The organism is Mucilaginibacter dorajii (assembly GCF_024808255.1).
Classification (GTDB): domain Bacteria; phylum Bacteroidota; class Bacteroidia; order Sphingobacteriales; family Sphingobacteriaceae; genus Mucilaginibacter; species Mucilaginibacter dorajii.
Genome location: NZ_JANTYS010000027.1, coordinates 40,830 through 60,319, shown reverse-complemented (window position 1 = coordinate 60,319; position 19,490 = coordinate 40,830). Strand labels below are relative to the sequence as shown.

At 42.6% G+C, this 19,490-nt stretch carries 21 protein-coding genes; 3 read left to right on the top strand and 18 right to left on the bottom strand.

Going from position 1 to position 19,490, the window contains the following annotated elements; translation table 11 throughout:
- Positions 1 to 107: 107 nt before the first annotated feature.
- The 6 genes from FHS10_RS25295 to FHS10_RS25270 form a co-directional block, all read right to left on the bottom strand.
- Complete coding sequence (locus FHS10_RS25295; protein WP_259096537.1) at positions 108 to 773, bottom strand: DUF4136 domain-containing protein; 666 nt, start codon at positions 771 to 773, stop codon at positions 108 to 110.
- Positions 774 to 838: 65 nt separating this feature from the next.
- The gene (locus FHS10_RS25290; RefSeq protein WP_259096535.1) at positions 839 to 1,414 is read right to left on the bottom strand and encodes a Maf family nucleotide pyrophosphatase; all 576 of its coding nucleotides are present in this window, start codon (positions 1,412 to 1,414) and stop codon (positions 839 to 841) included.
- Positions 1,415 to 1,507: 93 nt separating this feature from the next.
- Entirely contained in the window at positions 1,508 to 2,029 is a 522-nt protein-coding gene (locus tag FHS10_RS25285; protein ID WP_259096533.1) for a KdsC family phosphatase, read from the bottom strand.
- Between the two features lie 98 nt (positions 2,030 to 2,127).
- Positions 2,128 to 2,370, bottom strand: coding sequence for a Fe-S cluster assembly protein IscX (iscX, locus tag FHS10_RS25280; RefSeq protein WP_259096531.1), 243 nt, complete (start codon positions 2,368 to 2,370; stop codon positions 2,128 to 2,130).
- Between the two features lie 106 nt (positions 2,371 to 2,476).
- A complete protein-coding gene (locus FHS10_RS25275; RefSeq protein ID WP_259096529.1) occupies positions 2,477 to 2,809 on the bottom strand; it encodes a 2Fe-2S iron-sulfur cluster-binding protein in 333 nt (110 codons plus the stop codon).
- A 19-nt stretch (positions 2,810 to 2,828) separates the two neighbouring features.
- A complete protein-coding gene (locus FHS10_RS25270) occupies positions 2,829 to 3,611 on the bottom strand; it encodes a Rossmann-like and DUF2520 domain-containing protein (protein WP_259096527.1) in 783 nt (260 codons plus the stop codon).
- Between the two features lie 80 nt (positions 3,612 to 3,691).
- Between FHS10_RS25270 and FHS10_RS25265 the strand changes: the two genes are divergently transcribed.
- Complete coding sequence (locus FHS10_RS25265; RefSeq protein ID WP_259096525.1) at positions 3,692 to 4,612, top strand: alpha/beta fold hydrolase; 921 nt, start codon at positions 3,692 to 3,694, stop codon at positions 4,610 to 4,612.
- A 126-nt stretch (positions 4,613 to 4,738) separates the two neighbouring features.
- Entirely contained in the window at positions 4,739 to 5,443 is a 705-nt protein-coding gene (locus FHS10_RS25260; RefSeq protein WP_259096524.1) for a hypothetical protein, read from the top strand.
- Between the two features lie 68 nt (positions 5,444 to 5,511).
- On the opposite strand, the gene FHS10_RS25255 is transcribed toward FHS10_RS25260, so the two are convergent.
- The 8 genes from FHS10_RS25255 to FHS10_RS25220 form a co-directional block, all read right to left on the bottom strand.
- Positions 5,512 to 6,234 (bottom strand): phytanoyl-CoA dioxygenase family protein, encoded by a 723-nt coding sequence (locus tag FHS10_RS25255; protein WP_259096522.1) that lies wholly within the window; start codon positions 6,232 to 6,234, stop codon positions 5,512 to 5,514.
- A 10-nt stretch (positions 6,235 to 6,244) separates the two neighbouring features.
- Positions 6,245 to 8,707, bottom strand: coding sequence for a cytochrome c biogenesis protein CcsA (gene ccsA / locus FHS10_RS25250; RefSeq protein WP_259096520.1), 2,463 nt, complete (start codon positions 8,705 to 8,707; stop codon positions 6,245 to 6,247).
- 10 nt (positions 8,708 to 8,717) lie between these two features.
- Positions 8,718 to 9,128: a cytochrome c maturation protein CcmE domain-containing protein gene (locus tag FHS10_RS25245; RefSeq protein WP_259096518.1), complete on the bottom strand. Its 411-nt coding sequence runs from the start codon at positions 9,126 to 9,128 to the stop codon at positions 8,718 to 8,720.
- Positions 9,129 to 9,690: 562 nt separating this feature from the next.
- On the bottom strand, positions 9,691 to 11,127 hold the full coding sequence (locus FHS10_RS25240; protein ID WP_259096516.1) for a Glu/Leu/Phe/Val family dehydrogenase: 1,437 nt from the start codon (positions 11,125 to 11,127) through the stop codon (positions 9,691 to 9,693).
- 152 nt (positions 11,128 to 11,279) lie between these two features.
- The gene (locus FHS10_RS25235) at positions 11,280 to 11,489 is read right to left on the bottom strand and encodes a CcmD family protein (protein WP_259096515.1); all 210 of its coding nucleotides are present in this window, start codon (positions 11,487 to 11,489) and stop codon (positions 11,280 to 11,282) included.
- Positions 11,489 to 12,163 carry a cytochrome c biogenesis protein CcsA gene (gene ccsA, locus FHS10_RS25230; RefSeq protein WP_374759836.1) on the bottom strand — a complete coding sequence of 225 codons (675 nt, stop codon included), beginning with the start codon at positions 12,161 to 12,163 and terminating at the stop codon, positions 11,489 to 11,491. Before ccsA (FHS10_RS25230) ends, FHS10_RS25235 begins: the two co-directional genes overlap by 1 nt.
- A gap of 175 nt (positions 12,164 to 12,338) precedes the next feature.
- The gene (locus tag FHS10_RS25225; RefSeq protein ID WP_259096513.1) at positions 12,339 to 13,526 is read right to left on the bottom strand and encodes a carboxypeptidase-like regulatory domain-containing protein; all 1,188 of its coding nucleotides are present in this window, start codon (positions 13,524 to 13,526) and stop codon (positions 12,339 to 12,341) included.
- Positions 13,527 to 13,908: 382 nt separating this feature from the next.
- A complete protein-coding gene (locus FHS10_RS25220) occupies positions 13,909 to 14,568 on the bottom strand; it encodes a hypothetical protein (RefSeq protein ID WP_259096511.1) in 660 nt (219 codons plus the stop codon).
- A gap of 198 nt (positions 14,569 to 14,766) precedes the next feature.
- Between FHS10_RS25220 and FHS10_RS25215 the strand changes: the two genes are divergently transcribed.
- Positions 14,767 to 15,204, top strand: a complete 438-nt coding sequence (locus tag FHS10_RS25215; protein WP_259096510.1) for a hypothetical protein — start codon at positions 14,767 to 14,769, stop codon at positions 15,202 to 15,204.
- 70 nt (positions 15,205 to 15,274) lie between these two features.
- Here FHS10_RS25215 and FHS10_RS25210 read toward each other — a convergent pair whose 3' ends face one another.
- From FHS10_RS25210 to FHS10_RS25195, 4 genes are read right to left on the bottom strand one after another with little or no spacing between them, the layout of a single operon-like run.
- Positions 15,275 to 16,648, bottom strand: coding sequence for a di-heme oxidoreductase family protein (locus FHS10_RS25210; protein ID WP_259096508.1), 1,374 nt, complete (start codon positions 16,646 to 16,648; stop codon positions 15,275 to 15,277).
- Positions 16,649 to 16,656: 8 nt separating this feature from the next.
- Positions 16,657 to 17,727 (bottom strand): imelysin family protein, encoded by a 1,071-nt coding sequence (locus FHS10_RS25205; protein ID WP_259096506.1) that lies wholly within the window; start codon positions 17,725 to 17,727, stop codon positions 16,657 to 16,659.
- A gap of 7 nt (positions 17,728 to 17,734) precedes the next feature.
- Positions 17,735 to 18,157, bottom strand: coding sequence for a QcrA and Rieske domain-containing protein (locus FHS10_RS25200; protein ID WP_259096505.1), 423 nt, complete (start codon positions 18,155 to 18,157; stop codon positions 17,735 to 17,737).
- Positions 18,158 to 18,167: 10 nt separating this feature from the next.
- The gene (locus FHS10_RS25195; RefSeq protein WP_259096504.1) at positions 18,168 to 19,406 is read right to left on the bottom strand and encodes a hypothetical protein; all 1,239 of its coding nucleotides are present in this window, start codon (positions 19,404 to 19,406) and stop codon (positions 18,168 to 18,170) included.
- Positions 19,407 to 19,490 lie beyond the last annotated feature (84 nt).

The following is a 19,490-nucleotide window of genomic DNA, read 5'->3' as shown; positions in this document are numbered from 1 at the left end:
AGGATAAAGGATAAAGGATAAAGGATAAAGGATAAAGGATAAAAAAACCTTTGGGCAAGCCCAAAGGTTTTTTTATGATATTGGTTAATTATTAACTGGGCACAGTCTTAGGCTTTTTTAGGAGCAGGAAGCTGAGGATGCGCCGGAATTAATTGTAGTTGATCGATTACGCCGTTTACTACTTTAGGTAGTTCTTTGATAGTTGTTTTAGGATTATGCAGTTCACCTACGCCAAAGCCGCGCCATACCAGTTGCCTGCTGTTACGGTCAATCATGTCAATAATCAGCGTGCCTTCTTTGTAGGGCACCCTGGCATATGAACCACCACCATAACCACCCCAGCCCCATCCCGGTCCGTAACCAAAACCGCCGTAGCCATAAAACGAACGATAACCCCAGCCACCGTAGCCACCCCAGCCCCAGCCGGTGTAAAGACCACCATAGTAAGAGGGATAAAATTCGGTTTTCATACCGCGACCGGTAAGGGTTGAATAACTTACAATCAAATCGGGATTGCTGTTGTTATCTACCAGCTTTAGTCCTTTGGCTTGTAAAGCGGCAATGGTTGCATTTTTTACCGCTTCGTCGCCAATTTCTTTTTTCACCAACGCGCCGGCCTTATCGGTTTGCATATCGGGTGCAAGCCAGGTAAAGGTGCGGTAAGACGAAAGATCGGTTTTGTTTCTTGCTGCGGTGTAATAGTTGTAGCTGCTGCAAGCAGACAGGGCGGATACCAGCAATACCACCAGCCCCAGGTTAATAATTTTTTTCATGACAAATTCGCTCCCTTATATATTTAACTGTTAGACTACCGAAAAACGAAAGGTTTAATTTAAAATTACTTATTTAAATTAATTAATTGAGCATATAATTTCTCGGTAGGGAGCCCTACCACATTGGTGTATGAGCCTTGAATTTTTTCGATACCGATAAGCCCAATCCGCTCCTGGATACCGTATGAACCGGCCTTATCAAGCGGATTATACTGCTCAACGTAGCTGCTAATCTCCTCCAGGCTCATCTGCCGAAAGAACACTTCAGATACATCAAAAAAGCTGTTGTATTTGTTTTTATATAACAGGCAAACTCCTGTAACTACCAAATGCACTTTGCCAGATAAAATCTGCAGCATTTCGATGGCGTGTTGCGGGGTTTCGGGTTTTCCCAGTATCAGCCCATCAACACAAACAATGGTATCGGCAGTAAGTACTACCTCATCCCCTACCGTTTGGTCAAACGCCTCGGCCTTTTTACGCGCGATGTATACGGCCACCTCCTGTGGGGTTAAGCCATCGGGGTATGATTCATCAACCTCTTTCAGCACCACCTCAAAATCCAGGTCCATCAAGCGCAAAAGTTCCTGTCTGCGCGGCGATTTTGATGCAAGAATGATTTTGGGAATCGATTGGTTCATAGTTGATGGTTCATAGTTCATAGTAAAATTCGCTCTTTAGCCAAATGTTGCTATTGCCATGAACCATCAACTATGATCCATGAACTCAAAAGCTTACCAGCTATACGCCTGCTCGCTCATCCATCGGTCCTGCACTTTAAGTACCTTTTCGATAATGTCGCGGGCACAGCCCCTGCCTCCACCGTATGGCGATACGTAAGCGCTTACGGCTTTTATTTCTTCAACCGCATCAGCCGGGCAAACTGCTAAACCGGCAAGCTTCATCACTTCCAGATCGGGAATATCATCGCCCATGTATAATACATTGGTAGCTATGATGGCTTTCTCTTCCAGGTAAATTTTAAACCTTTGCGATTTGGTATGCGTGCCCATATACACATCCTGTATCCCAAGGCTGTTTAAACGGTAAATGGCACTTTTTGACCGGCTGCCAGATATGGCACACACGTTATATCCGCATTTAACAGCCAACTGCAAGGCGTAACCATCTTTGATATTGAAAGCACGGCTTTGTTCGCCGCCATCGGTTACAAAAACCGAACCATCGGTAAGCACGCCGTCCACATCAAAAATAAAGGTGGTTATATCTTTTAACTTATGTAAAAATGACTCCATTAATTATGATTACACTGATTTTTATTGTGATTACACCGATTATTAAAGGCGATTGCACTGATAAACTGCAAACTGCCGGCTGTTAACTGCCAACTAAATTATTGGTTATCCCGCCACTCATATACCCAGGCCGATTGGATCTGCTCCAGGTGGCCTTCGTTTGACTGTTCTTTTGTACCGGCAAAGTTAGGCAGGCTTAATACCCACTCCAGCAGTTCGGTAAAACGGATGCGGTATATCTTCGATTCATTAAAATCATCGCCAAACTTTTCGTAAAGCTCCATGGCAATATCTTCGTAATCGTTCCAGTGAATGGGTAAGGCAAATTTATTATCGCTCATTTTTTTAGGTTATACGCGGTACGTTTTACGCAATACGTTATCTCTTAATTTTTAATATTACTCTGCGGGCAAACGTAAAACGTATAACGTTGAACGTGAAACCTGTTTAGTGCCCCATAAAGCCCGACTGATCTGGCAGGGTTACTTCAATATCACCATCAATAATTACACACTGGCAACCCAGGCGTGAGGTGATGCGCGGATTAACTGCCCTGTCAATAAAATCTTCTTCTTTATCAGAAATTTCCTGGATGTTATCCATCCCTTTATTTACATAAATATGGCAGGTACTGCATCCGCAAACGCCACCGCAATTGTGCTGCAATTCAATGCCATTCTCCAGGCATACGTCTAAAACAGATTCTCCCTCGGCTATTGGCAGTTCGATGGTCTCGTGCCCTTTTTCCTCGAAATTTATCTTTACTTTAAAAATGTTCATTTAGGCAAAAGTAACAAAATTACTTATCCCCGTGCCCATCAATGTTGTTTTTGATAATACCCTGACTTAATAAGGTATAGATTTCCTGCATTTGAGGCTCACGATGAAGTAATTGCAAATGTACAGCCATTGTTGTTTGATCATTACGTACCGCCGGGCCGGTTTGTACGCTTGTTGGCACTTGCTGCTGCACCTTTTGGGCTGTCTCTAATATGAGCGGTCGCAGTAAATTAAAGTCCATCTGATGGTCGGCCAGTAGTTGTTGTGCCACACCGTACAAATAATTGGGGAAATTACATGCAAAAACTGCGGCAAGGTGCAATATTTTTCGCCCGGCAGAGTTAATGCTGTAAATATGGTTACTTACAGTGGCCGCAAGCTGCTCTAAATCAGTATACATACTACCATTTACGGCTTCGATACAAAGCGGAACGTTGATAAAATCAACTTCGCGTGTTTTGCTGAACGTTTGCAGGGGATAAAGTACACCGGCTTTATCAGTATATTTTATCAATACATCTATACTGGTTGAACCGGATGTGTGCACCATTGGTTTTTGATGTTTGGCCAGCGTTTGGGCAACCTGTTCTATCACATCGTCTTTCACCGAAATGATAAACAGATCGGTATCGGCATTAATACCGGTTAGCTCATTGGTGGCATCGGCACCTACGTGGTAGGCCAGTAAAGAGGCATTATGCAAATTAGGACTGTAAACTTGCATAATACGGTGGCCTGCATTTTTAAAAGCAGCCGCCATATGGGTTGCAACATGGCCAGATCCTATGAATGTTAAGCGCATATAATTTTTCAATTAATGTTTTAATTGGCTAATTACCAATTAAATATTTCTGTATTTTAGTAAACATCATCTAATACCTCATGAAAATACTTAAAGTAAGCATAATAATTTTAATATTCCTGGTTGGGGCGGCCTCTTTGATATTGTACGGCTTTTATGAAAGTAACAATAAAGAAAAAAGAATATTAACCGATGCAGATCGTAAAGATATTCCTGGTAGTTTCATTAAACTAAGCAAAGGAATTACCCATTATGAACTTAAAGGCCCCGAAAATGGTGAGGTAGTAATACTTGTTCATGGCTTCAGCGTTCCGTATTATATATGGGATGGCACTTATGAATATCTTGTTAGCAAAGGATATAAAGTATTACGCTATGATATGTACGGCCGCGGATATTCTGACAGGCCCAACCTTACTTATGATAAAGAACTTTACAACAACCAGTTGCTTGAACTCATTAGCGGCTTAAAGCTACAGGGCAAAGTTAACCTTGCCGGTGTATCCTTTGGTGGTGCCATCATCACCAACTTTACCTGTGCTCACCCCGATGTTGTGAACAAAGTTATACTTATTGATCCGGCGTACCAAAACCAAAACCCAAACGCTCCCAGGTTTTTAACAATGTATAACGAAGCCGTAAATTCCGAAAAGCGCGCTAAAGGGCAGGTTACCGATTTTAAATACCCCAAACAATACCCCGGCTGGGAAAAACGTTACCTGCCACAAATGCGTTTTAAAGGTTTCAGGAACGCCCTGGTATCAACCATGTATGATTATAATGTGCAAGGCCGTCAAAGTAATGCCTGCTTAAACAGTACCAACAAGCAGGTGCTGCTAATATGGGGTAAGGACGACCAAACGGTGCCTTTTAGGTTTAGCGATTCGATACGTAGCGTTTTGAAAGTAGATTTTTTCCCGGTGACCGATGCCGCGCATCTGCCCTTTTTAGAAAAACCAGATTCGGTTAACGCGAAGATAGCAGCGTTTTTGAAGAGGTGATTTCATATTTAAACTAAAGCGCAAAGAGCGGTTTCTAATCAAACCTTATTTAAATCAATAGTTGGCTAAATACCACGTTTGATCTACAGTTTTGAAAAGCAACTCCCTTTTCGCTACATTGTACAAATGAAACCTAAATTATTCTCCTGCTTATTTTTGTTTTTGAATTTAAGTTGTTACGCAGTCAATAACAGTATAAATAATCGCCCTGATACCACAAATAAAATTATAAAAAGCAATTTAAAAGTTAAACATCGGGAACCTGGGGTAAGTTATTCGCGCGAATCTTTTGAAGGATATAAGCCTTGGTTTGACAACTGTGTTTTCACCAATAAGTATACTATTCAACAACGGTTAAAAATGTATCCGTATTCTAAGGCCGTTAAAGTCCTGGCTGTTTCCTATGCGGGAAACGAAGTATCCGCCCCATCGTACAAAGGGCATATAACCGGCAAAAAAGCTTTAGGATTAGTTATTCATCAAAATCAGTTGGATTACTCTACCCTTATAGAGCACAAGGTAATGGACTTTGCTGCTATAAACCGGCTGACCGAAATTATTTTCAATACCGACTATAAAGTACAATTAAAAGATTTTGCGACTATGGGACACACTTGCTATGAACCTCATAACGCCTTTATATTTTTAAATAAAGAGGGGAAGGTAATTGATTTCCTTGAGATCTGTTTTGAATGTAAACAATACAGATCGATGCATAACAAACTTACAGTAGGTGAATATTGTACCCAAAAATTCGACATGCTTAAAAGATGCTTTATCGACCAAGGCGTAAACTATGGTACTTTGAAAGATCCATGGCAGAGAAATTAACAATAACGGTACGCCCTAAAAGTGTTTTAAAACAAAATTTGATTTTATTTATCTACAACTTTTAACAATCAAAACGTAAGTTTCTCCGCCCAGCCCAATCCGCCATCCAAATCAGCCCTGCTAAATTCAATATGCACTACCCTGCGCTTTTGATTATTGGTGGTTCGGTTGGATGCATGGAGCAATAAGGGGCGCATAATCATGAAGCCGCCGGCATTTACATTGCAGGTGGTTTCTGTTTCGATATTCCAATCGATAGTCTCTGGTCGGTAGATGTCTTTCAAGTGAGAGCCTGTGATCGCTTTTAAAGCTCCGTTAGCTTCGTTGGTGTCATCCAGATGAATGCGGATAGTAAAGTTATCCTTGAGGATGGGTAACGGTGGCTGCACACCGAATTGATTTTGTTTAACCGTCCATGGGCCATAGCCTTCAACGTCCGTTTTCTTATCCACCACAATGGTTAAATCCTGGTGCCAGGCAACAAACCAATTGCTTAGTTCCGGCTTATCAAAGTAGATGGATTTGGTAACAAAATAGTCCTGATCAAAAAGCGCGGTGATGATCGCTTTTAGTTTATCATTAAAAATTAAAGGAACTACCTGCGGTAATTCCTTTAAAAATTGCCTGATGGCAAACAGATCGTCGGTTTTGCGGAAGGCAGGGTTGCTTTGGTTTGCCGATGCTATTACGTCAAGGATGCTTTTAACTTCGGCATTGGTATAAATTCCGTTGATAACGGTAAAGCCATCGTTTACGATCTCCTGCCGATGTGCTGTTAAATGGTTATCCATCTAACCAAACCTAAACTACCTTTAATTCCTTTTTACGGCGCAGTATCGACATAAAGAAACCTATTACCATAATAATACTACCCGCCCAAAAAAAGTTGATATAAGGGAACTGAATGGCCTTCATTACCACAAATTTCTTTTTGCTCTCTGGTTGTTGAAAAACCACGATCTCCACCGTTTTATGCTCGGGGATTACCTTACTGAAACGCAGTTTTAAACCTGCATCATCAACCTTGCGGGCAAAATCAAATACGTTGCCGTTTTTGATCATGTAAACCGGGCGGGCGCTGTATTTGTTTCCGTTTGATACAATTTCCAAATCGGCACCAATGGCTACGTCGCTATCGGTAAGCGGAATATTTTGCACTTTGGCTTCTTTGTTAAGCGATTTCAATACGATATAGCCATCGCGGTACTTGATAGTATCGCCCGCTTTAACTTCGTGCGCTATCGGTGCGTCATAGTTTTTGTCATCGTTATCAGCATCGTGGGCTGCTTCCGCGCTTTCACTGCCGGCCTCAACCGGGGTAATAGCGTTGGTAAGGGTGATGTGTGTGTAAAGATCGCTGAACAAGTAATGCCTGGTATCCGGTGATGCGGCCAGTTGCCCCTTGCTAACCTGCACTTTTGGTTTCAGCGTAAACTCCTCAGTAACTTTACCTGTTGCATCAACCCTTTTATAGTTGATTTTAAAGAAGTGATTTGGTGACGATATCGAGTCGCCCAGGTAAGTAACCATATAATCGCCCATTTTCATGGGCTGGTTACGGTATACGGTGATGTTTTCGCGCGGATTTTCTTCTTTGGCAAACTCGGCCGAATAGGCCTCGCCGGTGTTGTTGACAGAGATAACAGATTGGGTACCTGCAGATACTACCGCGCCAACCAATAACATACCAAAACCAATATGCGCCACCGCCGATCCGGCCAGTTTAAACTTGCCTTTAATGGCATCGGCCAATATTTTACCGTTGGCAATAATAGAATACAATGATCCCCACATTAGCAACACAAATACAAAGTTAAGTTTGTACAGGCCGCTTAAATAAGCGAATAGTGTAGTTAACAGTGCCGCAAAAAGCAGGTAAATACCAGTGGTGATAAAGAACCGGGTAACATCGGTCTTTTTATATTTTAAAAACTGGGTAAAGCCAGTTAGTATCGCAATCACAAACGCAAACGACGATTGGATAACATTATAATGTTTAATAATGCTTGATGGCGGTGCCATTTTGGTATGGAATATCTCGTTCCAAACCGGCACCGATGTTACGATCAACAGGTGAAAGCATGACAGGCCTAAAAATACCGAACCTACAAACATCCAGAATTCACGGCTATAAGTTTCTTCGTCTTTTTGGGTGATGGGCAGTTCTTTATACCGGCGCACCAATAATACTATCGATAACACCAGGAACAGCATAATACCAATTACCAGTTGCCAAAACATGCCCAGGTCTGTAAATGAGTGTACCGAAGTATCGCCCAAAATACCGCTCCTGTTCAGGAACGATGAATACCAGGTTAGCACGTTGCTCAGCAATACTAAAAACGTAGCCGTAAAGTACGAATGCCCCGTATTTTTAAACACGATCATCACATGTAAACCCGCTACCAAAACTATCCAGGGGAAAATAGAGGCGTTCTCTACCGGGTCCCAGGCCCAGAAACCGCCAAAGTTAAGCGATTCGTAGGCCCAAAAAGAACCCATTACCACACCAGTACCCAATATCATACAGGCAAACAGGGCGTAAGGAATGGCTTGTGAAACCCACTCTTTGTATTTTTTTTGCCAAAGGCCGGCAATAGCGTAAGCAAAAGGCACTACCATTGATGCAAAGCCCAGGAACAAGGTCGGCGGGTGGATGATCATCCAGTAATTTTGCAGGGATGGCACCATTCCCTGCCCATCTTTTATAAAAGAAAGATAGTCTGGGTTAGAGAAGATGGGCGCTTCCATTGATTGCCTTAACAGCAAAAACGGCGAGCTGCCTATACGCTGACCAAATATTTCGACACCTAACACCATGGAGGCCAGCATTACCTGCGATAGCGCGATAACCGTCATTACCGGGCGCTCCCATGATTTTGAACGGAAGATTAATACAATACCCAATACCGCCTGCCAGAATAACCAAAGCAAAAAGCCCCCCTCCTGTCCGTTCCAAAAAGCGGATAGGATGTAATAAATGGGTAACGACCGCGAGGTATAGGCCCAGGCGTAGTGATACTCAAAATAATGTTTATAAATAACGTAAAACAGGCAGGTACCTATTCCAATAATGGACACCCCATTAATAAAATAGCTTATGCGACCTAATTTTTGCCAAAAGCTATCGGTTTTCCCGGCATCTTCTGTGGTGGCAAAATAATAACTGATACATGATAAAAGAGCGGCTCCGAAAGAAAGTACGATAAAAAACTGACCTATCTGCCCCGGTAAAAGGTGTTCACCTTTAAATTGAATATCCATCAAAATGGTTTTATATGCTGGCCTGTTTGGCCTTTACTTCTGTAGTTTTTAACTCATCCTGCTGGTATTTGGATGGGCATTTCATCAGGATTTTTGACGCGTGAAATTCGCTGCCCACCATAGTGCCGGTAAGTACCAGTTGTTCGCTGCGCTCAAAATCCTCGGGTTTGGTACCTTTAAAAACTACCTTGCGCTCCTCGCCTTTGTTATCTTTCATGTAAAACGAAAAATAATTGGCATCCTTAGTGGCATCAAAAAACAACTCCTTTGTTTTATTAAGGTGACCTACAATATGCAGCTCGCTGCTGGTTTTGGTTGCATCGTTAAATGAACCGTAAGTACTTGAGTTGGCATATACACTTATGATAACCGCTATAGCTATAGCTATAACAACAAGACCAAAAATTGAACTTTTTTTCATCTGCGGTTTATAAAATAAAAATCGATTTGCAAAAATACAAAACGTATAGCTAATAATGTTTATTACGGGTGGTTTGTGTTATTTAGAATTATTCTTGATAGAATAGAGCAAGGATGAGGGGATCAAAGAGTAAGGACTTTTAGAAGGAAGATAGCAAACCCGCTTACAGCTATTTTGTCTGAACCACGATTTATAGGATTAAGGGATTCTCAGGATTTTACCTTGATACCAGGTTTAAGTTTTTTTACTGAAATAAAATCCTATAAATCCCTTAATCTGTTTGATCCCGGTTCAGACAATTTGCGTTAGTGATAGTAGCGGATACCGACCCTCGCCTAAGGCCTTGTGCACGTATGAGCGAATAGCACGGCCCAAAGGGAACGCCAAAAAAACAAAAAGAGGCAAGCTTCTAAACTTACCTCTTAATAATGTTATTGACTCTGTAAGGTTCGCGATTGCTTCGTTCCTCGCAATGACATGGCTGTTAACGCATTGCACTAATGATTAATGACAGCGCAGCGAAATGACTAATGACGCGAAGCAAATGACTGCGCAGCAAAATTTACGGCCAGATACCTAAGTTTTGGTAGCTAACGGCAATTTTGTTGATAGCACCTACCATGGCCGCGCTACGTAATGTATCTATCGCTGGGTTGCTTTTGTAAGTTTCCCTTATTTCGTGGTATGAGCGGATCATGGTATCTTCTAAGCCCGAGTTTACCAACTCAAGTTCAGATGCACCTTTAATGATGGTTGAGCGCTGCATTGGAGTTAATGATGTACCGGTAATGCCTTCTACCATGTTTACCAGGTTAAGGTTTGAGTTTTCTTCAAACCGGCGGTTCATGCGGCCAAATGCTACGTGGCTCAGGTTTTTTAACCACTCAAAGTATGATACTGTTACACCGCCCGCATTGGCATACATATCCGGAATGATGATACCGCCATTTGCGTAAAATATAGCTTCTGCCTCTGGTGAGGTTGGGCCGTTTGCACCTTCGGCGATAATTTTTGCCTGAATGTTGCGAATGTTGGCTTCGGTGATTTGGTTCTCTAAAGCGGCAGGTACCAGGATATCGCATGGCTGCTCTAAACCTTCCATGGTATTTTTAAACTCCTGGGTGGCACCAGCGTAACCTAAAATAGATCCGCTTGCTTTGCGATGTTGGAAAACTGCTTCAACATCTAAGCCATTCTCGTTGTAAATAGCACCTTCAAATTCGCACAAACCAACAATGATGGCACCAAACTCGGCCAGGAATTTAGCTGAGTAATAACCTACATTACCTAAACCCTGTACAATAACTCTTTTGCCCGATAAACCTGGCAACAAACCTAACTTCTGCATATCATCACCAAAGCTTACACACTCGCGGATAGCGATTGCCACGCCCCTGCCGGTTGCCTCCCTCCTGCCTGCAATACCATGTAAAGCAATAGGTTTACCTGTAACAGCACCCATTGCATCCAGCTGACCTGGGTTCATGGTTGCATACGTATCGGCAATCCAGCTCATTTCACGTTCGCCGCTGCCGTAATCTGGCGCGGGTACGTCAATGCTTGGACCAATAAAGTTCTTTTTAATAAGCTCCACAGTATAGCGGCGGGTAATGTTTTCCAGCTCGCTTACAGTGTAGTTTTTAGGATTGATTTTGATACCGCCTTTGGCACCGCCAAAGGGCACGTTTACAATAGCACACTTGTAGGTCATCAGCGCGGCCAGGGCCATCACCTCATCCTCGTTCACCATTTCGCTGTAGCGGATACCGCCTTTGGTTGGCGATTGGTGGTGCGAGTGCTCTACACGCCAGGCGTCAATTACCTCGAAACCATTACCCCTGCGGATAGGGAAACGGAAACGGTAAACACTGTTACATGATTTGATCTGATCAAGCAGGCCGGCATCGTGTTTGGTGAATTGAGCGGCATAATCAAAGTTTTTGCATACGTCGCCAAAAAAGTGTGTCTCTTCGTCGGCAACTAAAATATTGGTATCCATAATTATTGTATAAATATTAAACTCTTAAAAAAGTGTGCAAATTTGGTACAATTTTTATCAATATTGCAAATATATTATAGTTAGTGTCGCGGATACACACTATGCATGCATAGTAAAATCAGTGTTTAAACAACATAGACCTTGTTTTTTTGTTAGTTGTTTTTTTCGATTTTTTTCAGCCTGCGGTCGATAGAAAACAGGTAAATGGCCAAACCGATAAAAACGATCACGATAGTACACACCACGACGTATATTTTCCCCGAACCGCGCAAGGCATCGGCCATTTCAACAGGCTGGTTTTGCTGTGCAAACGCGGTAGCAAAGCTCAGCAACAACATTAACATTAATGTTAACTTTTTCATTAATTTATCTGGTTCTTTTTATTTTCAATTAAACGGATGCGGTAACGTACCGACGCTATCCAAACGCCCATAAAGCTCCAGGCGATGAATGCCGGGTACAATACAATGCGCATACGGTTATCTAAATCGAGCTTGCCGAAAGCGGGGTTACCGCCATTGCCGGGATGCAGGGAATCTGTCATACGGGGCAGTACCATAATCAACACGATCATGATAGGAAACGCGAAGATGTTATAGATGGCCGAAATTTTGGCGCGCTTTTGTTCCTCATCAATAGAGTTACGCAATACCGAGTAAGCGCAGTATAACAGGAAGGCAATGGCCGCGCTGTTTTGTTTAGGATCATTACTCCAGAAAGCGCCCCAGGTGTACCTGGCCCAAAGCATACCTGTAACCAGGCCTATAACAAAAAAGAAAATGCCTGTGTTGGCACTTTCAACCGCTATCAGATCATACTTCTCTTCACCTGTTTGCAGGTACTTAATGCTATAGTAAACAGATATGGTAAACACCGTGAACATGGCCATCCACATAGGTACGTGGAAATAAGTATTACGGATAGTTTCGTGTAGGATGGGCATGGCCGGCACGCCGAGTAATAAACCCGCGATCAATGTGTAAATGATCACGATTACGGTTATTACCTTCCACCAGGTTTGATAAATAAACTTCATATTATGCAACAAAGGTAATAATTAGTCATTGATCATTAGTTTTTTTGTGCAGTTATTGGTCATTAAGGCAAGTCGGATTTTTAAAAGCGGTTTTAAAAATTTTCAAATAAAAACTAATGACTGCAAAGCACCAATGACTAATGACAGCGAAGCGAAATGACCAATGACGGCGAAGCTAATCCCCCGGTTCGTAGTCAACCGGTAACAGGTCGCATAGTTTGGCTTTTGACCAGGTGCCTTCGTACAGCGGGGCCGGGTTCGACATCACAATGCCGTTTTGATCAAATGCGGCATAACCACCATACAGGGTAATAATACTGGTTTCAAAGTTTTCCATATCCAACGGACGGTAAACATCTTTAAACTCGGTAAGCTCATGCTTTTTGGTGTACACCACGTATAAAAAATGCGGGAAAGCAATGGCATAAATACCGGCCTGCTGCGTTTTACGCAGGATCTCTGCAGATTGATAAGGGATCTTTACCACATTCTCATTGTTCCACTTGGTGTAGTTAGCTACATGGTACCAATGGATAAGCGAATCGCGGTTGGTTTCTTTATAACGTTTAATTTTTTGCTGAATTACTTCTTCAGGTGGGCGTTCCCTGTTTAGCGTGCGGGTAAAATCATGGGCCTCAAAGCCTTCTTCCTGTAGTTTATCTTTATATAAAGCCCTAAAGAATTGCTGCGGCGAACCATAATAGGCTTCTTCCCGCTTCAGCTTCCAAAGCTTCTTTTGCTCGGGCGATCCCGGCAGGTTTTCAAACAAGGCCCGGCCGGTATATTGAATGGTATGCTCAATGGCATCGCTCAAAAAATTCTTCAGCAAGTATTTGGTACGATAGCCTAACGCGCGGTTCTCCACCACTAAAAACTCATCACCATCGGCCTCTAACTGTTGTTTGGTGCGGTTATAAACCAGGTTAAGGATATGCGGGTTAAGCACCTTGCACAGTTTGGAGTTTTCGGTAGTGCCGATAAACTCGCGTCTGAATTGTTCATAATTTTTTTTCCAATCGGCATTACTGCTGATCACCACTTCACGCAGCATCAATACCTTTTGATTTAAGGAGATATCCAGTTTGATCACATCGTGTCCTACCTGTACGGTTTGTGAATAGTCTTCATAGCCAACCACAGTAACAATCAATTCATACTGACCAGGTTTTATTCCCGATAGCGTAAACGAACCATCCTCGGCTGTGGAAGTGCCATAGGTAGCATTGTTTAAAAACACGCTGGCATTGGCAATTGGGGCTTTACTTTCGCCATGCACTACCCTACCCGTAATGGTTGCAGTTTGTGCCAAAACAACAAACGGGAACAGTAAAAATAAAATCAGGGATAACCGGTACAGCCGCATCAATATTAAAAATACTCAAATTTATTTCAAGCTATCAAAAAAACACATTTTTTATGAACGCAGGATGAATTAGGCAAGTATTTATTTTGTGATATAGGATTTTTACAAATGGAGGTGCGGGTGATGAGGTGCGGGGAGCGGGGTTCGAGTTGCGAGTGAAGCCTGGAATCGGGTTGTCGATTGCGAGGCTCAGCTAAAAAACATGTTACCCTCTCAAGGTCATTAACCAAACAAAGTTTTTTGAATTTTTATTTTTGAATTTTGAATTAACCATGGCGTTGCCTGCGGCCCGTGCTGTACGCTCATACGCACACAAGGCCTTAAGCTCGGGGCCGGTATCCGCTTCCATCACTAACGCGAAAATTTCGTTAACGCAGTTTTATCAATCATCACCCCAAATGAGCAATTTATCTATATTAATTATGTTCAAACTGAGAGATTTATTTATGCCTTCTATTCTTTCAGCGAATTTGTAAAGTTCTATTTCTACCTCATCAACCGCCTTTTTCAAGTCGGCCTTTTTTATGATAATTTTATCATAAAGTGGTGGTGGCGTAAATTTTTCACCAATCTCACCAGCCTTAAAATCGAATAGAACTTCGTCGTCGGTAAAAGTTAAAACCGGAGCTGGATGACCATCATCGTAACCAGCCTGGCTTTCCCGTGCCATTCTTTTCCAGTAATTTATACCGGCAAGGTCTGAGCAACATTGTGGAAAACTCACATCTTTTCCGTCAATATTTAAAACGTAGCCTCCCGATAAGTACCCTCCGTCTTCTCTTGAATGTTCGCCGCTCAAAATGCCTTTAACTTCATCTTTGATAAGCTTTTCTAAATTTGATATTGTTATGTCATTAATCCGTACAAAAGTGGCTCCCTTCATATAAAATACAAACTCATCTTCGAACCCTGCCTTTAAGCGGCATGCATTATTGTAGTGATTGTACTCTTCCGGATAAAGCCAATAAGGACCATTGCCGGGTGATAGTACATCGGCATCCCAGCAATTTATTTCTAATACAGGAATTAGTTTAACGTCCATGCTTAACTTATCTTAAAACAACTGCCAATTTATAGATATGTACTTTATTATACCCATCATTTCTCTTAAATATTGTTTGTATTTTCCGCCCCTATTATCACAACAACCATGCAGGAAAAAACTATCCATATCCCATTTAACCGCACCTACTTTTTAAACAAACAGCGCGTTCATTGGTCGTTATCAAACGCCAAAATCATGAAACGGTATTTTATTTTGACGTTAGTAATCATGATTGTGGCAGCAGCAGTATTTTCCGGCGACACCAGTAACCGGTTTCCACTGGATAAAATTATCGAAGGAGGCTCGGTATTTTACCTGTTTTTGTGGTGGTTAACCTTTATAGAACGCTGGGTTCGCTTTTCCAGAAAAACAAAGGCGCGCGCGGAGCGGCTTGAAAAGGAAATGATGGATTGTACTTTTACCTTTAATGATGAAGGGATAGATTACCGGGATAAGGAAAAGCGTTTACAATTGAGCTGGTCTCTTTTCAACTCCGCCATAATTTTTAAGGATACCCTATTCATCCTGGTTAAAGAATCCGCAGGGGTAATGTTTTTCTTTAGTCGCCAAGAACTTGGCGATAAAGAGTTTAACGAAGTATTTGAACTTCTACAGAGTAGAATTGACAAATAAAAAATCAAGAATTAAGACAGAAATGCTTACCTGTCTTAATTCTTGACTCTAACCTCTTGACTCTCTTTCCTTACAAACTTCCCAAAAACTTCAACACCAAAGTTCTGTCGGATTTTGACAATTTAGAGAAATATACTTTAGCCGATTCGGCCTCTCCCCCATGCCACATAATGGCTTCGGTTACGGAGCGTGCGCGACCATCATGCAAATAATAGCCCGGGCTGTTCACTTTTTCAAATAAACCAAGGCCCCAAAGGGAGGCGGTGCGCCACTCTTGTCCGCCGGCTAAAAAGTCGGGGCGGTTATCGGCAAGACCGGTACCCATGTCATGCACCAGCATATCGGTATACGGGTGAATAACCTGGTTTGATATTGATGGGAAAGATACATTTACTGCTGTAGTAAGCGTTTGCCTGTGGCAAACAGCACATTTTGCTGCTTTAAATAAAGCCTCTCCTCTTTGAGCATCAGGGTCGGTAACGCTGCGGCGAGCAGGTACCGCCAGGGTAGCCGCATAAAACCGTACCGCATTTAAGGTACTGTCCGGTAATTCGGGATCATCCTTCAAGCCATCATCCTGGGTTTGGCCAAAACTACTTTCAACCGGAAAAATCCTGCTGGTAATGCCTATATCCTGGTTATAGGCGGCAGCAACCTGTGTTAATATCGACGCGGTATTAGCTTTCCAGCCAAAACGACCTAACTGGCGCGATTGTGTGGCTACATCCCAAACATAGTTTGGCTTACCTTTTATACCATCGCCGTCGGCATCATTAGGGTCGGCCATGGCTACAATTTCACTTTCGGGTACTGCTTCCAGCAAGCCCAAACCAAACATGGGCGGCGCCAGGCGTGGCGAAAGCAGGTAATTACCTGTTATGGCGGTGTACAAATTGGTTAAAGTATACGTTGGTGCCCTTAATTCATAAGTTTCGCCATCGGCAAAACTGTATGTAGTATTGGTGTAGTTAATATTGATTTTAGCTTCGGGGACTTTACCATAAACGGCTTTATCCTGTAGCTGTAAGCCATAGCCAGGCACCGCTACCGGACCTCCATGGGCATCAGTGCCGGGCAAACTAATCCGCACTAATAATGAAGAGCGGGAATCTCCTGCAGTGGGTAAACCAATGCCATCGTTGTGGTGACAAGAGATACAGGAGTTATTGTTAAAAATAGTACCCAAGCCACTATTAACAGGTGCAGGCGCAGTAACAAATATTTTGCTGAAAGCAGCGTCGCCAAACGCGTGCACTATCTGATCACGATCAGATAGTCCTGGAAACATATTGCTGAACGCGTGTGATGTGATATCAAACACGGTGGCTACACCGCCCGATAAGCGTGCGTCATAACCGGTATCAGGAAAAGTTGCCGCCTTTTGACATTGCGACAAAACAAGCACTAAAATTGCTAATACGCCTACTACTGTTAACTTTTTCACCTGTATTGTTAGTCTTTTATGTTTGCTTCAACAAAAGCGTTTAAATCAACATCAAGCGTGCTTTGCAATGTGGCAATAGCATCCTGGGTTGCTTTTACCTGGGCACGCTGATCATAGATCGCTTTTTCGAATGTATGTGTAATGGTTGCAAATGATGCCAATACAGCATTGTATTGTGTTTTTATTTTTGCATCTAAAGAGGCATTTTTAGCAGCTACCAGTGTGCTTAAACTTGCAGAACCGGTTTTGCCCCCGTAGGTACAGGTATATACGTTAAGGATACCTTTGATGTTGTTTGTAAAATCGACAGTGGAGTTGTGTGAAAATGACGACTCGTCTAATGTACTATCGCGGGCAGCGTATGGATCTTCCATTTTGCTGGTACCAACTTCGCCGCAAATATCACTCATTGCGCCAACCATTGCTTTAAACACATCTTTACGGGTTTTGTATACCGCGCTGCCTTTACCTGCTGTAGTAACGGTTGCAGAGTAGTTGCCTTTTGAGGCATCCCAGCTATCGCGCAAAGCTTGCGTAGTAGCTACTAAACTTGTGGTTGATGCAGCAAGGTATAATTTTTCGCGCGCGGTAACATCAGTTGCTTTTTTAGCACCACCTTCACCAAAAATAATGTACTCAATACCGTGAAAACCTTTGGCAGTGCCATCCAGTCCATCAATATAAGAAGTGGTAAACACATCGCTGCTGGCCAAACGGGCATCAACATCTGTTTTATTTAAAGGCCAGCTATCCATAGTAGGGTCATAATCATTGTCCTCTACCGGGCCAAATAAAAAACCTTCGCATGATTCCCATGGCTCGCGGGTTGCTTTCCACGCGTTTTGAGCAGCTAATAAATTAGCAGCGTTAGGCGTACTGATCAATAAAGTAACAGCGGCCTGCAACTTAACAGCGTTATCGTTAATCGCGGCATAATCGGGGTTGGCAACAACGTTAACAAACTCGGTAATAACGGTTCCCTCAGCATCCGTAGTGACCGGTGTTGGTGTACTTTTGCTGCTGCAGCTGGCTAAAGCAAGCAGAGCCACGCTTGATAGCGCAAGTAGTGTATTTTTCATAGGTAGTTTAACTTAAATGAATAATTATTTGATCTGATTGTATTTCTGTGGCGTATTTTTTAAGCGGGCGTTCTGCCGGGCCGGTAATTACTTTGCCGGTGGCGCTAAAAGCGCTGCCATGCAAATCGCATTTGTAACCGTTACCGGTTGGAGTTAGTTGGTTATCGGCGTGGGTGCATTTTAAAAGCAGCGCTGTGTAGGTGCCATCTGCTTCTTTTTTAAGACCGATATTGTAATATTGATTTTTAGGTTGGATAAGCTGGAAACTGGTAGTAGCAAATATGGCTACCGGTACGCTTACGGCGTTATTGGCAACAGCGGTTTTGTATACCGGCAGGGTCGCGCATCCGTCTAATGAACCTATTACCATGCCTGCGCCAACAGCTACACATAATGAGCACGACTGTTGTATAAATTTCCTTCTGTCCATATAAATCAGCTTAAAATGAATATCCAATGCCCAGGTTTATCAAAGCGTTGTTGTTTTGATAGGGTAAAGCCACCGGGCTGGGATTAATTATCAACGCCGGATTTTGCGCGCCGCCATGAACCAGCCTTACATCGGCTTTTACAGCTACGTTACGCAGCGGCAAATAAGTAAAGCCCGCTACAACATAGTTTTGATTTAAAGTTTGATCGGTAATGCCGTTGCCCGGGATGCTGGAATTGAGGTTAAGCTTTTCATCGCGCACAAATAGAATAAGCTGTGCAGGGTTTGCTTTACCGTAACCCGCACGATACAAAAGATCATATCCAATTTCGGCGTAAGCACCGTAGGCTGTTTTAGGAGTGTTGCTGGCATAAGCCCTGTTTATTTTATCAGCATCGGGTATAGATAATATCGTACCTAATATTTTTACCGAAAAGCCCTGGTTATTGAATTGAATATCGCCTTCGCCCATAGCAACCGGCGTACCAAACACGCCGGAGTTTAAGCCTAAGCTATCGGCCTCTGTTTTCCTGATGCCTACTGTACCACCGTAATAGCCGGATAATTGCGCTTTAAAAGGGCCCTGGTAGTATTGCAGAGCGCTGGTTACAGCAAGATTGGTGCCGGTTGCGTTACGCCCTTCAAAACGGCCATCAACAATACCTGTACCATGGGTAAAGCCCGCGGCGCTCAAACCGTTCATTATCCCTACCGAGTAATTGACAGGCAGGTTGTTTAAACGGCCATAAAAACCAACACCCAATTCACGCCAGGTAGCAGGGATCAACAGTGTTTCTACATAATTGCGCTCGTTACCGTTAAAAGTGGTAGGCAGGTGGTTTTCGTTAAGGATACCTATCCTTGGTAAAAACAAACCAGCTACAATGTATTGGTTAGGATTAAGGCTAAACTTTAAATAAGCCTGCTCAATGGTGATTTCACCACCTGGCTGCCCGCCATTTACTTTGGCATCTTCTAATTCCATTTCGGAGAAAAAAGAAATCTTATCGCTGAATTTATGGCCAATAAAAAGCACAAAACGCTCCAGATCAACCTTGGCTGTTTTTTGGTTTTTATTGTACTGATAAAAAGCGTTGCCGTACCCGCCAATGGACGTATTGGATAGGAAGTTTTTGGCCGAGTTATTATTTAATGAATCTTCGGCAGTTGAATTATTAGGCTGCTGCGCTAATAAGGTACCTGATATAAATAAAGAAGATATAACTAAAGTAAAGAATTTACCATGCATTGCCATGAGTTTAATGTGGCAGCAAAAATAATTGTTACTTAGACTTAATCCAAATAAAGTTTTTAATTATTCTAAATAAGGTAT

Bases quoted from the DNA above. Each gene is read 5' to 3' on its own strand.
- FHS10_RS25295 (WP_259096537.1), bottom strand. From the start codon at position 773: ATGAAAAAAATTATTAACCTGGGGCTGGTGGTATTGCTGGTATCCGCC.
- FHS10_RS25290 (WP_259096535.1), bottom strand. From the start codon at position 1,414: ATGAACCAATCGATTCCCAAAATCATTCTTGCATCAAAATCGCCGCGC.
- FHS10_RS25285 (WP_259096533.1), bottom strand. From the start codon at position 2,029: ATGGAGTCATTTTTACATAAGTTAAAAGATATAACCACCTTTATTTTT.
- iscX (WP_259096531.1), bottom strand. From the start codon at position 2,370: ATGAGCGATAATAAATTTGCCTTACCCATTCACTGGAACGATTACGAA.
- FHS10_RS25275 (WP_259096529.1), bottom strand. From the start codon at position 2,809: ATGAACATTTTTAAAGTAAAGATAAATTTCGAGGAAAAAGGGCACGAG.
- FHS10_RS25270 (WP_259096527.1), bottom strand. From the start codon at position 3,611: ATGCGCTTAACATTCATAGGATCTGGCCATGTTGCAACCCATATGGCG.
- FHS10_RS25265 (WP_259096525.1), top strand. From the start codon at position 3,692: ATGAAAATACTTAAAGTAAGCATAATAATTTTAATATTCCTGGTTGGG.
- FHS10_RS25260 (WP_259096524.1), top strand. From the start codon at position 4,739: ATGAAACCTAAATTATTCTCCTGCTTATTTTTGTTTTTGAATTTAAGT.
- FHS10_RS25255 (WP_259096522.1), bottom strand. From the start codon at position 6,234: ATGGATAACCATTTAACAGCACATCGGCAGGAGATCGTAAACGATGGC.
- ccsA (WP_259096520.1), bottom strand. From the start codon at position 8,707: ATGGATATTCAATTTAAAGGTGAACACCTTTTACCGGGGCAGATAGGT.
- FHS10_RS25245 (WP_259096518.1), bottom strand. From the start codon at position 9,128: ATGAAAAAAAGTTCAATTTTTGGTCTTGTTGTTATAGCTATAGCTATA.
- FHS10_RS25240 (WP_259096516.1), bottom strand. From the start codon at position 11,127: ATGGATACCAATATTTTAGTTGCCGACGAAGAGACACACTTTTTTGGC.
- FHS10_RS25235 (WP_259096515.1), bottom strand. From the start codon at position 11,489: ATGAAAAAGTTAACATTAATGTTAATGTTGTTGCTGAGCTTTGCTACC.
- ccsA (WP_374759836.1), bottom strand. From the start codon at position 12,163: ATGAAGTTTATTTATCAAACCTGGTGGAAGGTAATAACCGTAATCGTG.
- FHS10_RS25225 (WP_259096513.1), bottom strand. From the start codon at position 13,526: ATGCGGCTGTACCGGTTATCCCTGATTTTATTTTTACTGTTCCCGTTT.
- FHS10_RS25220 (WP_259096511.1), bottom strand. From the start codon at position 14,568: ATGGACGTTAAACTAATTCCTGTATTAGAAATAAATTGCTGGGATGCC.
- FHS10_RS25215 (WP_259096510.1), top strand. From the start codon at position 14,767: ATGAAACGGTATTTTATTTTGACGTTAGTAATCATGATTGTGGCAGCA.
- FHS10_RS25205 (WP_259096506.1), bottom strand. From the start codon at position 17,727: ATGAAAAATACACTACTTGCGCTATCAAGCGTGGCTCTGCTTGCTTTA.
- FHS10_RS25200 (WP_259096505.1), bottom strand. From the start codon at position 18,157: ATGGACAGAAGGAAATTTATACAACAGTCGTGCTCATTATGTGTAGCT.
- FHS10_RS25195 (WP_259096504.1), bottom strand. From the start codon at position 19,406: ATGCATGGTAAATTCTTTACTTTAGTTATATCTTCTTTATTTATATCA.